Raw genomic sequence first — 14425 nt, forward strand, 5'->3', positions numbered from 1 at the left:
GGGGCACGTGTGGTATCGGCATCAGCGCACGGCGATGCCGAGCTGTATTGCGATCTCGCGTGCGGTGATTTCCCGTTGGGCGGTGAGGCCGGCCGATGCTGCGCGCGCGGCGGCGAGCACATCGACAGGCGCTGTTTCCGGCGTGCCACTATTGAAAGGTGGTTCGGGCGCGTAAGCCATATAGAGCTGGATGCGTTGTGCTACGGCGTCGCCAAACATCTCGGCCGCGAGTCGCAGTGCACCATCAATGCCGGACGTTACACCCGCGGCGAATATCCAGTCGCCGTCAACGACGACTCGTTCATCGACAGGGGTCGCACCGAACAGCGGCAGAAGATGAAACGAGTTCCAGTGGGTCGTCGCGCGCCGGTCGCGCAGCAATCCTGCAGCGCCAAGCAGCAGGGCGCCGGTACAAACGGAGAAGACCTTTCGCGCGCCTGCCGCCTGCGCCCGCAGCCAATCGAGCACGACTTGGTCGTGCATTAGCGCCTGTTGCCCGGGGCCACCCGGCACGTGCAGGATATCAAGCGGTGGCGCGTCATGCAGCGTCGCGTCCGGGACCAGGCGCAACCCCTGCACGTCACGCACGGGCTCGGCAGTGCGCGCGTAAAGCCGGTGCGTGGCGCCTGGCAGGCGCGATAGGACTTCGAATGGGCCAGTCAGATCGATTTGGTCGAGTCCATCGAATACGAGCGAACCGATGGTGAGTTGCGTGTCTTCGTGCGGCATGAGTCTCTTTGCTAGCGGAAAGTGGGCGAAGTCGGTTCGAGCGCGGGGGCCTCCGAATTGGTGCCGACTCGATCGCCGGATTTCTGGCGACGATCGAACTCGACACGGGTAATGTATTGCGCTAACGTTTGGCGATGTTGCCAATGAACCCACAAATCCCGCCACACCGTTCGCCATTGCCGAGACGCATCGAGCTTGTGGCATTCCCGGACGTCCAGATACTCGACATCGCCGGGCCAGCGCAGGTTTTCACGGCGGCAAATGAACTTGCCGTAGAGAGCGGTGACGCGATGCCATACGAAGTTCGGCTTGTCGCGCCCGCGGGTACCCGGGTGAAGAGCACGTCGGGGCTTTCGTTCGTGACCGAACCCTTGATCAACGACCCCGTGCCGCCTGACACGCTTATTATCGCCGGCGGCCGAGGCGTCGCAAAGGCGGCGCAGGACGATGCGTTGCGCGACTGGATTTCCACTCGCGCCGCCGGCGCACGGCGCGTGGCATCGGTATGTACCGGCGCGTTTTTGCTGGCTGCCACCGGCCTGCTCGACGGACGCCGTGCAGTCACGCACTGGCGGCATTGCGATCAGCTATCGCGCGAGTATCCACAGGTGCAAGTCGATTCCGATCCGATCTTTGTGCGCGACGGAAACATCTGGACGTCCGCCGGAGTCACAGCGGGAATTGACCTTTCGCTCGCGCTGGTCGAAGCGGATCTCGGTGGTGCGATAGGGCTCGACGTTGCGCGCAACCTTGTGGTTTTCGTCAAACGACCCGGCGGCCAGGCGCAATTCAGTGCCGCGCTGGCGCTGCAGGCAACAGGCGAGCGTTTCGCAAAGTTGCATGAGTGGGTGGCGGAGCATCTGGCCGACGATCTGTCGTTGTGCCGCCTCGCGCAGGAAGCCGGCATGAGTGAGCGCACCTTTTTACGTCGCTATCGCGAGTCCACCGGACTGACGCCATTACGTGCCGTGGAACGACTGCGCGTCGAGGCTGCACGACAGATGCTCATCGAGACGCAACTGCCGATCAAACGCATCGCGGCGCGTTGCGGCTTTGGGTCAGAAGAAACCATGCGACGTACGTTCGTACGCTTTCAGCAAGTCAGTCCGAGCGATTTTCGCGATCGGTTCGGACATGTGTCCTGAGCCAGCACTGGACGTTCGGAGCAATTAACCGTGGTCCACGCCAGAAGTCACGGCGCCGGACGAGATCGGCGTCCAGAACTATTACACGCTCTTCTTCACGGTCAACGAGTCAGACTTCCGCCTAGGGTATCCAGTAGATTTTTTGCCTGCTGCCAGTCAGCGGTGTCGAACCCTTCGACAACGGCCTCCTGGACCCCCGCCAACGTCTGCCGCGCGTCTTGCGTCTTTCCCTGAAGTTGCCATAGCCGCGCCAGGCTCACCGCGGCGCGCAGTTCAAGCGATTTTGCACTTTGCTTGCGGGCAAGCATGATGGCCCGATGAAAGCACGCTTCCGCTAATCCGCGGTCGGCGGACAGGTCTGGCTGGACGGTGGTACGCTCGAGCAGCAGTTCTCCCTTGAGCCGATGCAGCTCCGCTTCATAGTGGTGCTCCCTCGTGATGCTTCCGAGGATAAAGGTGTCGGCCAGGACGTCCAGACCCGCCTGGGCTTGGCCCGCGTTCGCATAGGTTTGGGCCAGCAGGGCCAGTTGAGTGGGCCGTCCCATCTCGGCGCCGGTGGCCTGATAAGCGGCGACGCCCTGCAGTATCTGAGCGATGCCTTCCTCGCCGCTTCCCTGGTCGGCCAGTGCCCAACCCCGCAGGACGGTCCCCCATGCCAGCCAGAACGGAAAACCTTGTTCGACCGAAAGCGCAATGGCCGCTTCGGCGTACTCGCGGGTCAGCGCCGCCTCATGTCGGAATTGATGCAACTGCGCTGCGTAGACCAGGGCGAGCGCCATGCTGAAAGGGTGAGAGACCTCCCGGGCCAATGCCAGCGCCTCCTGGCAATGTTTGCTAGCCTGAGCCGGGAAGCCCAAATACCACTCGGCCCATGCCAGGAAGCTGAGGCCGCGGACCCTAGGGTCCTGCCCATAGAGCGCGGCATGGATGGGATGCTGTTCAGGCCTATAGTAGGCAATACCTCGCTCCAGGTGCTGCTGAGCGGCGCGGAAATCTCCCATGAAAAGTGAGGATCCGCCCAGTGCAATATGTGCCTGTCCGAGCCACACCGGATCCTGCGTGTTCTCGGCGAGGCCGAGCAGCGCCTCACCCAGCTGATAGGCTGTCTCGTGCTGTGCACGGATGAAAAAAAACATCCGCAATCCCAGCTTCACCTGGAAGAGCTGCGACTGATCGCCACCTTTGTCACACAAAGCCAGCGCCCGCGTATAGTTGGCCTCCACTTCGGCAGCGGCGTAACCTCGCGCGGCAATCAGAGCCTGCCCAAGCGTGATGCGAAGTGTCAGTTCCAGGTGGGCGCGCTCCGACGTGTCAGGTAGGCCGGTAATTAGTGCCAAAGCCTTGCTGAGGTGACTAATGGCATCAAGATTGGCCGAACGGTCGACGGCCTGGCGCCCGGCACAATACAGATACTCTACCGCCTTGGGGACGTTGCCGCTGTGACTGTAGTGGTGTGCCAGCTCGCTGTAGTGGTCTTTCAACTGGTGATGGAAGAGGGCCTCGATGGCCCGGCCTGTGCGCTCATGCAGTGCGCCGCGCTGTTCCGAGAGCAAGGAGTTGCCGGCCACTTCCTGGGTCAGGGCGTGCTTGAATGCGTACTCCACTTCCGGAAAGGCAGGCTGGCTGTAAATAAAATCTCCAGTCTGCAGGCCGTTCAGCAAGGGGTAGAGGTGCTCATCAGACTGTCCAGAGACTTTCCGGACCAGGCTCAGAGAAAATTCCTTGCCGATGATGGCCAGGGTCTGCAGCAAATCCTTTTGCGCCAATGGCAGTCGGTCTATGCGTGCTGCCAACACGCCTTGTACCGTGGTCGGAATATGTAGCGCGGCTGGGGTCGTCTCGATCCGGTAATGACCAGGCTCGCCGAGCAGTGCCTTTTCCTCGACTAGCGTCTGGACAACCTCTTCCATGAAGAAGGGATTGCCGTCGGTCTTCTGCAGGATGAGATGCTTAAGCGGCTTGAGTCCGGTGGCATCGCCCAGCAGTGCGCTGAGCAGGCCTTGCGCCTCGGTTGGGCCGAGGGGATTGAGCCGCAATTCAATGGCATTGTCCTTTCCTCTCCATGCGGGCCGATACTCTGGCCGGTAGTTCAGGAGGACGAGGATCCGTGCGGCCCCTACGCGCTCGATGAGGAAGGCAAGGAACGCTTCCGTCTCGCTATCCAGCCATTGGAGGTCCTCGAACAGGACCTGCACGGGCTGATTACCGCTCTCGTGCACCAGCAGGCACGTGACAGCATCGAAGGTGCGTTCGCGCCGAACGTTGGCTCCCATGTCCAGCAGCGTCGCGTCGGCGTCGCCGATGCCCAGCAGATGGAGCAGGTAGGGCAGGCGGTCTTCCAGGCTGCGATCCAGCGTGATCACCTTGCCCGCGATCTTTTCGCGGCAACGTCGCTCATCGTCCTGGGCGGTCAGCTGAAAATAGTTCCGCAGGAGTTCAATGAGCGGCAAATAGGCAAAGGCCTTGCCATGCGATACCGAGAAGGTCTCCAGCACCAGGCAACTGCTTGGCGAGCTCGTCTTGAACTCGTGGAACAGCCGCGACTTGCCGACTCCGGCTTCCCCCATCACCGCGACGATCTGCCCGTGTCCGGACGTGGAAACCTCAAGCGCTCGGTGTAGCGCCTCCAGCTCGGCTTCGCGGCCCACGAAGCGAGCCAGCCCGCGATGCGCTGCCACTTGCAAGCGCGTGCGCAGCGCACCGAGGCCGAGCAACTGATAGACCGCGAGCGGCTTGGGGATGCCTTTGATCTGCGCAGTTCCGAGCGCCTTGAACTCGAAGTACCCCTGCGCGAGCTTGTGGGTGGATTCGCTCACGAGGATAGAAGAGAGCGCCGCCATGGTCTCCATCCGCGAGGCAATGTGGATCGTGTGCCCCACCGGGTCATAATCGGTGTGCAAATCGTCCTTGCGGATCGAGCGCACGACCACCTCGCCCGTGTGAATGCCTACCCGAATCTGCAGCGAAACGCCTTGCTCCAGCCGAAGCTTGTCACTGTGCCGCTGCATCGCCTCCTGCATCCGCAGCGCAGCGTACAAGGCGCGCTTGGGATGATCCTCATGGGCGATGGGCGCGCCGAACAGCGCCAGAATTCCGTCGCCCAACGACTTTGCCACGTAGCCCTCGTAGTAGTGGACGGCTTCCATCATCAGTTCGATGACCGGTGTGATCAGGCGGTGAGCGTCTTCCGGGTCGCGGTCGTGGATCAGGGCAGTCGAGCCGGCCATATCGGCGAACAGGACGGTGATGGTCTTGCGTTCGCCGCCGGCATCGCCGCGGGCCTCGAGGGCTGCCTGCTCGGCCCGGATACGCTCGGCGAGGTGCGATGGGGTGTAACGAATGGGGCCGGCGGATGATTCCTGCGGCAACTCACCGACGGGCGTGCCGCATGCATTGCAGAAGCGTGCGGTCGCAGTTAATTCTTTGCCGCAACGCACGCAAATTCGCGCCAGCCTTACGCCGCATTGCTCGCAGAATTTCGCTCCATCGGCATTCTCGAACCGGCAATTTGCGCAGCGCACCATGGGAGCCTCCTCCCGAACTTGCTGCAGCCAATTAGATACCCCGATATCTTTCGTCGCAAGCCCAGTGCCGTCATGCCCCGGGATCAGGCTTGGCATTCGTATGCCAGCCATCTCGATGTCCAGGTCTGACCCGCGGAAATTGCTGGGGACAGCTGGCTGGCTAGGCCGAGAATGTTGTGCTTGACGCGATCACCAGTTCGCGAAAATCCGAAAGAAACGATCCAATTTGCTGCGTGGTCAGTCGAGCGCTGGTGACTCGGATGCCCGATTGCCCTTCGACGACGAAGTCACTACCCGAGCGTACCATCCATCCCTTCGCCAACAGCCATTGAGCCACCGTGGCCTCGTCCTTCAAAGGAATCCACGCGTTGAGGCCGACCTTGCCTGGGACGTCGACCCCAATCGACAGGAGGCCTTCCTTGAGTGTGACGAAGCGCTCGCGATAAGCCTGCCCGGCGAGCCTGATTCGGTCTTGCACTCGCTGATCGTTTAGCAGCGCGAGCGCTGTCTGTTGGAGCAGCGAACTGACCCAGCCCATGCTGGTAGCTTGGGAGTACTCCAGCTTCGCAAGCGTTACAGGGTCTCCGCAAGTGACTGAAACGCGCAAATCCGGCCCCAGAAACTTGGAGAAGGAGCGCACCGTGAGCCATCGAGCGCTCTCCGCGTGCCACGGCTCGTATGGCGCCAGCTCCAGCAGACTGGAATGGTCGTCGTCAATGAAAAGCACCTCGTCACGCCCACGCGCAATGGTCCGCAACTCGCGTGCACGCCGGGAACCCGTTGCCGCGCCGGTCGGGTTTTGCGCGCGCGAGGAAAAAATCACTGCGCGACAATCAGAGGACAGTGCATTCCTCAACGCTTCTGGCCGGATCCCCTCGTCATCCATCTCCATCTGCACAGCTCGTAAGCCTAGCGACCGCACCAAGGCCAGCGTCGTCATATAGGTGGGCGTCTCAACGGCGATCTTGTCTCCAGGTTTGACGTGGGTACGAAGCGCTCGCTCCATGGCGTCCAAGGCGCCGCTTGAGACAAAGATTCCGTGAACCGTCGAGAAGTCCGACTCAAAAAAAGAAGTCGCCCAACCCACCAGTTCCGCAACGTTACGCCGCTCTCCGTAAAGCCGTGGCGAAGAAGGGGTGGTTGCAAATGCACTCAGAATCTCGTCGCGCGTGGGCAAGAAGGCCGGGTCTGGATTGCCATCATGTGCCGCAACCACACCGCTGACCGTGACGGAGGGCGGCGCAATGGGCACTGGTGCGTCGAGATGCCGCTTCGCGACCACGGTACCGCGTCTGCCTGCCGTCACGATGACACCACTTTCAATCAGCATCCGGTAGGCCGTAGCCACCGTGTTCTTGTTGATACCGAGCGACTCGGCTAAGGCACGCACCGTCGGCAGCTGCTCTCCTGCGGCAAGTTTGTTGTCGTAGACGGCCCGCTCAATGGTCCGAAACAGGTCTTCGGCCTTCCTTCCTCCGACTGCAAATCGGCTTGGGTCAAACATGCTTTTGTACTGGTCCAAAGTTTAGGAACTCATTATACGTCCCCTTGGCATCGGGCTGAACCATAGCGCAAGCCCTATGGGAGCGTGTTAACCCTGATGCGCCGAGCCCGAAAAAGCGCCTATAGTTGTCCCGGTACAAACATACTATTGTACCGGTACAAACACACGAGAGGAAAATTGAGATGCAGAAGATTCCGGCGGACCGGCACCTGAAGATCGGCGGTTTGATCTTCCCCAACATGGATCAATGTGACTTCACCGGCCCATTCGAGGCCTTGTCGCGCATTCCGAACTCCACGTTCCACACGCTGTGGAAGAACAAGGAAATTGTTCGCGATATGCGAGGCATGCAGCTCGTTGCAGATACTTCCTTCGATGAGGCTCCGCAACTTGACGTCCTGCTCGTGCCGGGAGGCTATGGCCAGGAGGAAGCGGCGGCGGATGAGACTGTCCTCGCCTTTATCCGCCAGCAAGCTGAACACGCCCTATATGTTTACTCGGTGTGTACTGGCGCTCTGCTCTGTGGCGCGGCTGGCTTGTTGCATGGGCGCAGGGCGACCACGCACTGGACAGCGATGGAAGTGCTGCCCCTCTATGGCGCCGTGCCAAGCGAGGAACGGGTCGTCATCGACGGCAACTATGTCAGCGCGGGTGGCGTTACATCGGGCATCGATGGTTCCCTGGTCTTGGCTTCACTGCTCCGTGGAGAGCGGTTAGCGAAAGAACTCCAACTTTATATGGCCTACGACCCGCAACCCCCCTTTGACGCAGGGTCCCCGGCGACCGCGCCCAGCGACATTCTGAGCACCGTCCGTGCGCGAGCATCTCAAATCACCGAGCAACGCTTGGCGAGCGCCCGCCAATATGCTGAGCGAGCCTTGGATCTAGCCTAACCATTCTTTGAGCATGATGCCGTCCACACCACTTATTGATATTGCGTCTGCCGAATCGCTAGCCATTTCGCTCACGCAGCAGTTCGTCAAGGTCGACACTGTGAATCCGCCCGGCAATGAAAGCGCGCTCGCTCGCCTGATCGGCGCACTATTGGCGGAAGCAGGGTTGCAGACGACGTTCCATACGCTAGCTGACGGAAGAGAAAGTCTGGTGGCGTGGACTGGCTCAGCCAATGAAGGGCCAAAGCTGTGTTTCACGGGGCATCTCGACACGGTGCCGTTTGGATCTGCGCCATGGAGTCTGTCGCCACTTTCCGGTGAGATTCAGGGCGACAGGCTGTATGGTCGCGGGTCGTCAGACATGAAGGCTGGTATCGCGGCGTTCATTGCCGCCTTACTCCGGCATCGCGAAACGAACGGACAGCATGCCGCGGTTATCCTGGTCTTGACCGCCGGCGAGGAGACGGGGTGTGAAGGTGCCAAGGCTCTACGGACCCTTACGCAGCCGGCTTTCAATGTTGGTGCCATGGTGGTGGGTGAGCCAACTGCCAACGAGGTCGTGATCGGCCACAAGGGGGCTTTGTGGATTCGGGCCCAGGCGCAGGGTATTACGGCCCATGGCGCTATGCCGGAGCGCGGGGACAACGCGATTTATCACGCTGTCGATGCCATACACAAGCTTCGACTATTCAACTTCCATGCTCCGGAAGATGACCTCCTTGGCCACCCGACGCTCAACGTAGGGACGATCTCCGGCGGTCTCAATGTCAATTCGGTGCCTGACCAAGCCTTGTTTGAGGTCGATGTACGGACGGTTTGCGGGATGCCGCATGACAAGTTGCTCGACGAACTCGGCGCTTACCTTGGCGACCGTGTAGCGCTTAGAGCGAAGCTCGACGTGCCCGCTCTGCGACAGGAGATGAGGAGTCCGTGGATCGCACACGTCAGCAGAATGGTCAGTCAGATCACCGGCTCTCAAAACGGCGGACGCGCAGTCTCATTCTTTACGGATGGTCCCGTCCTCAGGGAAATTTTTGGGGCCGTCCCCACCGTGATTCTCGGTCCCGGCGAACCATCCATGGCGCACAAGACGGACGAGTATTGCAACGTGAGTTCGATTATCGCTGCCGTAAATATCTATGCGCGGATCATCGAGGCTTGGGAAAGAAAAAGGGAACAATGAAATGTCATATCAACAAGTAGCAGATGGACCGATCGATTGCGAATGGTTGACGGAATCTAGAGAGTTCGTCGTCGTATCTCGTGGACGCAGTTTTACGATTGTTGTATTGCTGCTTGCCTTCGCGATTTACTATTTTGCACTTTTGCTAGGTGCGGCCTATTGGAGCGACGTGCTCTCGATACGAATCGTAGGGGCGGTTAACGTCGGCATGATATTGGCCATTTCCCAGTATCCGGTCGCTGGCCTCATTGCTGCCATCTACGTTTGGAGAATGCGTAAATTCGACAAGCTGATCGAAGGATCCGGTAAGGATACCGCCGCAGGGAGCAAGAAATGAGAAATTTTCTGAAATCGCCCACTTTAAAATTTGGGATCGTGATGGCGATTTTTACGATCTTGCCAAATTCAGTCCGCGCTGCATCTGAACTGATTGAGCCAAGGTTTCGCGGCCTTACCTTCGCCACATTTGCGTTGGTCATCGGTTTAACGCTTATCGCAACCTGGTATGCGGCACGTCGGAATGCCAGCGCCCGCGATTTCTATACGGGTGGGGGAATCTCCGGCCGGGCGAATGGCCTGGCCATTGCGGGAGACTATCTCTCGGCCGCCGCCTTCCTGGGCGTCTCCGGGTTGATTTCCCTATATGGCTACGATGGCATCCTGTATTTGATCGGTTTCTTCGTTGCGTTCATTCCCGTACTGCTGTTGATTGCGGAGCCATGTCGGAATCTCGGCCGCTATACACTGGGTGATGTCCTTGCCTATCGCAACAATTACCGCGCTTCCAAGATTGTCGCGGCGCTATCAAGTATCGTGGTGGCGATCTTCTACCTGATTCCGCAGATAGTAGGCGGCGCAACCCTCATCAAGGCGCTGGTCGGATTCCAGTATGAGGCCTCCGTCGTGATGGTTGGGCTGCTGATGCTGGTCTACGTCTTGTTTGGCGGGATGAGGGCGACGACGTATGTACAGATCATCAAGGCGATTCTGCTTCTGTTTTCTTGCGCGTTGATTGTGATTCTTGCGCTCTATCCATTCGGGTTCGACGTCAATTCTCTTTTCAATGAAGTTCTTTCGAGTCAAAAAGTTGCCCACCATTTGACTGCGGTTTTCCAGAATCAGAATGATGCAGTGGACGGGACCTCGCTGGCGCGGAAGTTCTTCGAGCCTGGCCTCTATTTGAAGAACCCTGTCGAACAGGTATCGCTGGGCTTGGCGCTTACGCTTGGGACGGCCGCCTTGCCTCACATCCTGATGCGATTCTTCACGGTGAAGGATGCCAGGACTGCGCGCTCTTCTGTCTTGTGGGCCATGTTGTGGATTGGCGTCTGCCATCTCATGATTATCGTGATTGGCTTTTCTGCCGCCTACTATGTCGGACCCAGCACAATCCTTGCCGCAGATAAAGGGGGCACGCTCGCAGCACCTCTGCTAGCTCAGTTCCTTGGGGGTGGGGCAAACTCATTCGCTGGCAATCTCTTCCTCGGGTGGGTGGCGGCTGTCGCCTTTGCAACGATTGTCGCCGTGGTGGCAGGGCTTACGCTTGCCGCAGCCTCCGCCCTTGCCCATGACATCTACGTCGGGGCAATCCGTCGTGGTGAGGTATCCGAACGAGAGCAAGTGATCGCAGCCAAGGCCGCCGCCGCAATCGTTGGTGTCGTGGCAATTGTTCTGAGCATTCAGGCAAAGGGCCAGAACGTTGCGCATCTTTCAAGTCTGGCGTATGCCGTTGCGGCTTCCGCCAATCTCCCAGCGTTGTTGCTTACCCTGTACTGGCGTCGGTGTAGCACTGTCGGTGTTTGCGTCGGCGTCGTCGGGGGGACACTTGCAGCAGTCCTGCTTGTGCTGGTGTCGCCCAATATGCAGTATCCCTTGCTCGAGAGAGCGCAGGCTGAACGAACGCAAGCCACCGCCGCCAGGAAGATCGAGAACCTGACGGTAAAGATGGCGGCATCGACCGGAGCCGGCCGTGATGAGCTTGGGGCTGAACTATCAAAGGCGCGCGCCGCCATCGCGAGCGCACAATCGACCATCGATGCGCTCCGCGATCGTCGGACAAGCTTGATTGGGCTCGAGGTGCCCCTATTCCCCTTGCGTAATCCGGCGCTCGTCACCGTTCCATTTGGCTTCATGTTGGTGTTCCTCTTTTCGGTACTCTTCCCGGATCCGCGTGCTCAATCGATCTGGACAAGAATGGTGGCCCAGCGAGAAACCGGCGCCAACGCAGCAGCAGCCATTTCGCACTAAGCATTGCGAAGTACGGAAACGCTCGATACAGCTGGCTAAGGCCAATCGATAATTTACGGCCTTAGATCTGATCGGTCGGCATGTTGGTGAAGTATGGACAGATACAGCTTTCAACGTGGTGTCGACCGATACAAGGAGCGTGAGATTACTTGTCAAAAACCAGGAGTCATGACCGACACCAATCGGATATGCTGAACAAGCAGCACGCAAAAGTGGCCATTAGTTGTTGATGGCCACGATACGACGCAGGAGAGACTGGGCAGGACACGTGCCCAGCGCCGACGGAGCAACCACCCCGGAAACTCTCAGGCAAAAGGACTGTGACGTCTACTGCAAATCTGGAGAGTGGCATGCCAGGCATGCCCACCGAAGGGGATGGCGCCGGCACCGTTGGCGCCTAAGCTCTCAGGTCCCGAGACAGATGGGGTGAACGGCCGGATCGTCCGGTCACGAATTTACTTCACAGGGACTGCCATGACGCATATTGTTATCGTCGGCGCCGGTATTTCCGGCGTCACTACCGCTTATACGCTCTCGAGACTTGGCTACCAGGTCACGGTCGTCGACCGCCAATTGTATCCGGCGATGGAAACGTCGTTCGCCAATGGTGGCCAGCTTTCCGCCAGCAATGCCGAAGTCTGGAACAGCTCTGGCACGCTGCTCAAAGGTATCAAATGGATGCTGCAGAAAGATGCCCCGCTGTTGCTCAATCCCAAGCCATCGTGGCATAAATACTCGTGGCTCGGAGAATTCGTCGCGAGCATCCCCCGCTACCGCCGCAACACGATCGAGACCACTCGGTTGGCCATCGAGGCACGCAAGTATCTGTTCGAGATGGCAGAGCGTGAGCAGATCGACTTTGACCTGCAGCATCGCGGCATCCTGCACATCTATCACGACAAAGCGAGCTTTGCGGCCGCAGGCAGGACCAACACTCTCCTCGTTGCCGGAGGACTTGAGCGTCATGCTGTGAGTCCGGAGGAAATCAAGACGATCGAACCAACGCTGCAAGGCCAGTACTACGGCGGCTACTTCACCGCGTCAGACGCCACCGGCGATATTCACAAGTTCACGCGCGGCCTCGCGCAGGCCTGTCATAAATACGATGTGTGCTTCCTGCATGGGGTGGACGTGCAGGCCGTCGAGATGACCGAACAAGGCGTTCGCCTCCTGTTGCAGACAACACTGGACGATAAGCTCTCGACCACGCGCGCTGACGTTGGGACGGAACTCGTCGCCGACGCGCTGGTTGTCTGCGCCGGTGTCGGGAGCCGCCATATCGCGCAAATGGTGGGGGATCGCATCAATGTGTATCCGGTCAAGGGCTATTCGATCACCGTGCATTTGGACGACGAAGCCAGTGTGCAAGGTGCGCCGTGGGTCAGCCTGCTGGATGAGAGCGCGAAGATCGTGACAAGCCGCCTGGGAGCGGGGCGTTTCCGTGTGGCCGGCACGGCCGAATTTAACGGTTACAACCGCGACATTCGCGCCGACCGCATCGAACCCTTGATCGCCTGGACACGCCGTAACTTCGCTATCGGTACTTCGCGTGTGGTGCCGTGGGCTGGCTTGCGCCCGATGATGCCTGACATGATGCCGCGCGTCGGCCGTGGCCGGCATGCACGCGTGTTTTACAACACCGGCCACGGGCATCTCGGTTGGACATTGTCGGGTGCGACTGCCTCGATGATCGCGAGCGTAGTCGACCGCGACTGTCCGCGCCACTAGTCCTGAAGGGCACGTTGCTGATGTCAGCGTTTTGCCGACTCACGCCCGGGTGTGGATAGCGTTTGGTCTTGCCAACGGCCGGATCGAGCTTCTCCACCGGTGTTGCTCCAGTGCCGTACCGGCACGCGTCATGCGGATCGGCTTCAGTACGGGCTGGCCGTGGGGCGCACGATGATCTCGCTGACGTCGACATCGGCAAGCTGTTCCACCGCGTACGCGATGGCCCGGGCAATCGCCTCAGGCTTAATGGCGATTCGGCGGAATGTTTGCATGGCTGCGCGCGCATTGTCATCGGTGATCGAGTTCGCCAATTCGGATTCGACAACACCCGGGCAGACGACAGTGACTCGGATCTTGTCCGTTTCCTGACGCAGGCCATCAGCATCCCGGCGAATTGCGGGACCCAACGGGCGACGTCACCGGCAACAAAGCAAGTTATTGGGGACGGCTTTGCTCCGGCAGTAACAAGCGCAGCCTCCCCTTCAGCTTGAGTCCGTCCCGCAAATTCAAGCTGAGCAGCGTGATGTTCACAAGTCCAGCGACCAGTTCCAGCACCTGGACAGCGTAGAAGGCGGCATCAAATTCGTTGGCTCTCGCCCTTGAAGCCAGGAACATCGCAGACGGAATCAGGATAAGAAGTCCGTTGGCAGCGATGAAAGGCATGCGCCGCTTCTTCGCATTCACAAGCCGGCCCAATCGCCCTTTCGATAGGGCGAAGCCCGAACCGCCCGCTGCTGCCAAGGCCGGTACCAGCAGCAAGAAGCCCCACGGGATTGCCATCTTGACCACGACGACGGTCGCCCGCGACGCGAACATCTCCGTGAGGGCGGTCGATAGCCAGAATGTCGCGATCGTGAACAGTGCGATTACGCCGGCGACCGGATGGGCGATCTTGGTCATGGTGCTCTCCTCCAGCGACCAGCTTCGGTTCGTATCAGGCGACGCAAATGCCTGGCACGGCGATCTTTTGGAACAGGTGCGGCATCGCGACGACTGAGGCCGGATAGTGCGAGACCCTTGCCTGGAATTCCGGATGTGTGAAGGCAGCCCGAAAGTGCGCGGTCGACTCCCAAACTGCGTAGTTCAGAAAAGTCGCGCTGTCGCCGATCGCGCGGTGCAGTTGGGTCGAGATGAACCCGGGCTGCCGCTTCATGAACTCGGCATCGTCTTGCCATGCATCCAACAAGGCTTGTTCGTCGGCCTTGTCCAACGTGAATACGTTGATCAGCACGGCTGGCCCTGCTTCAACAGCTAGCTGGCGTTCGCGCCGACCACCTGCTAAATAGTGCAATGGAGGCCTCTACGAAGACTCCGTTTGCTTGCCGAAGGCCGGCGAGGGCGCATAGCGGTTAGCCCGTACATGGCCGCACTGGGCACTTGAACTCATCTGCCTCGGGAGAAAACGCGGAGGCGTGTTTTGATGATTCTTCGACCGCGGCCAAGTTCCAAGCAGCGAGAATCCATTCGTGGAA

The 14425-nt window shown here is 59.6% G+C and carries 11 protein-coding genes, 1 pseudogene and 1 riboswitch; of the genes and pseudogenes, 6 read left to right on the top strand and 6 right to left on the bottom strand.

Features of this window, described 5'->3' with window-relative positions:
* Positions 1-21: 21 nt before the first annotated feature.
* Positions 22-729 carry a DJ-1/PfpI family protein gene (locus CNE_RS33075; protein ID WP_041229033.1) on the bottom strand — a complete coding sequence of 236 codons (708 nt, stop codon included), beginning with the start codon at positions 727-729 and terminating at the stop codon, positions 22-24.
* A 134-nt stretch (positions 730-863) separates the two neighbouring features.
* On the opposite strand from CNE_RS33075, the gene CNE_RS33080 reads away from it, so the two are divergent.
* On the top strand, positions 864-1874 hold the full coding sequence (locus CNE_RS33080) for a GlxA family transcriptional regulator (RefSeq protein WP_013959106.1): 1011 nt from the start codon (positions 864-866) through the stop codon (positions 1872-1874).
* 101 nt (positions 1875-1975) lie between these two features.
* Here the strand turns inward: CNE_RS33080 and CNE_RS33085 are convergent, their stop codons facing one another.
* Both CNE_RS33085 and CNE_RS33090 read right to left on the bottom strand, forming a co-directional pair.
* On the bottom strand, positions 1976-5398 hold the full coding sequence (locus CNE_RS33085) for an adenylate/guanylate cyclase domain-containing protein (RefSeq protein ID WP_013959107.1): 3423 nt from the start codon (positions 5396-5398) through the stop codon (positions 1976-1978).
* Between the two features lie 160 nt (positions 5399-5558).
* The gene (locus CNE_RS33090; protein ID WP_013959108.1) at positions 5559-6902 is read right to left on the bottom strand and encodes an aminotransferase class I/II-fold pyridoxal phosphate-dependent enzyme; all 1344 of its coding nucleotides are present in this window, start codon (positions 6900-6902) and stop codon (positions 5559-5561) included.
* 182 nt (positions 6903-7084) lie between these two features.
* Here CNE_RS33090 and CNE_RS33095 point away from each other — a divergent pair, with 182 nt between their 5' ends.
* The 5 genes from CNE_RS33095 (at position 7085) to CNE_RS33115 (ending at position 12953) form a co-directional block, all read left to right on the top strand.
* Positions 7085-7795: a DJ-1/PfpI family protein gene (locus CNE_RS33095; protein WP_013959109.1), complete on the top strand. Its 711-nt coding sequence runs from the start codon at positions 7085-7087 to the stop codon at positions 7793-7795.
* 13 nt (positions 7796-7808) lie between these two features.
* The gene (locus tag CNE_RS33100) at positions 7809-8978 is read left to right on the top strand and encodes a M20 family metallopeptidase (protein WP_013959110.1); all 1170 of its coding nucleotides are present in this window, start codon (positions 7809-7811) and stop codon (positions 8976-8978) included.
* 1 nt (position 8979) lies between these two features.
* Positions 8980-9315: a DUF485 domain-containing protein gene (locus tag CNE_RS33105; RefSeq protein WP_158310038.1), complete on the top strand. Its 336-nt coding sequence runs from the start codon at positions 8980-8982 to the stop codon at positions 9313-9315.
* On the top strand, positions 9312-11225 hold the full coding sequence (locus CNE_RS33110; RefSeq protein WP_013959112.1) for a solute symporter family protein: 1914 nt from the start codon (positions 9312-9314) through the stop codon (positions 11223-11225). Before CNE_RS33105 ends, CNE_RS33110 begins: the two co-directional genes overlap by 4 nt.
* A gap of 236 nt (positions 11226-11461) precedes the next feature.
* A riboswitch (glycine riboswitch) is annotated at positions 11462-11556 on the top strand.
* A 44-nt stretch (positions 11557-11600) separates the two neighbouring features.
* The gene (locus CNE_RS33115; RefSeq protein ID WP_148271756.1) at positions 11601-12953 is read left to right on the top strand and encodes a D-amino acid dehydrogenase; all 1353 of its coding nucleotides are present in this window, start codon (positions 11601-11603) and stop codon (positions 12951-12953) included.
* Between the two features lie 143 nt (positions 12954-13096).
* Here the strand turns inward: CNE_RS33115 and CNE_RS39935 are convergent.
* The 3 genes and pseudogenes from CNE_RS39935 to CNE_RS33125 all read right to left on the bottom strand — a co-directional run.
* Positions 13097-13351 (bottom strand): annotated as a pseudogene (locus CNE_RS39935) (short-chain dehydrogenase); the annotation flags it as partial.
* Between the two features lie 37 nt (positions 13352-13388).
* Positions 13389-13853, bottom strand: coding sequence for a hypothetical protein (locus tag CNE_RS33120; RefSeq protein WP_013959115.1), 465 nt, complete (start codon positions 13851-13853; stop codon positions 13389-13391).
* A gap of 34 nt (positions 13854-13887) precedes the next feature.
* Positions 13888-14244, bottom strand: a complete 357-nt coding sequence (locus CNE_RS33125; RefSeq protein ID WP_013959116.1) for an antibiotic biosynthesis monooxygenase family protein — start codon at positions 14242-14244, stop codon at positions 13888-13890.
* Positions 14245-14425: the final 181 nt, after the last annotated feature.

Origin of the sequence: Cupriavidus necator N-1 (genome assembly GCF_000219215.1) — a bacterium.
Lineage (GTDB): Bacteria > Pseudomonadota > Gammaproteobacteria > Burkholderiales > Burkholderiaceae > Cupriavidus > Cupriavidus necator.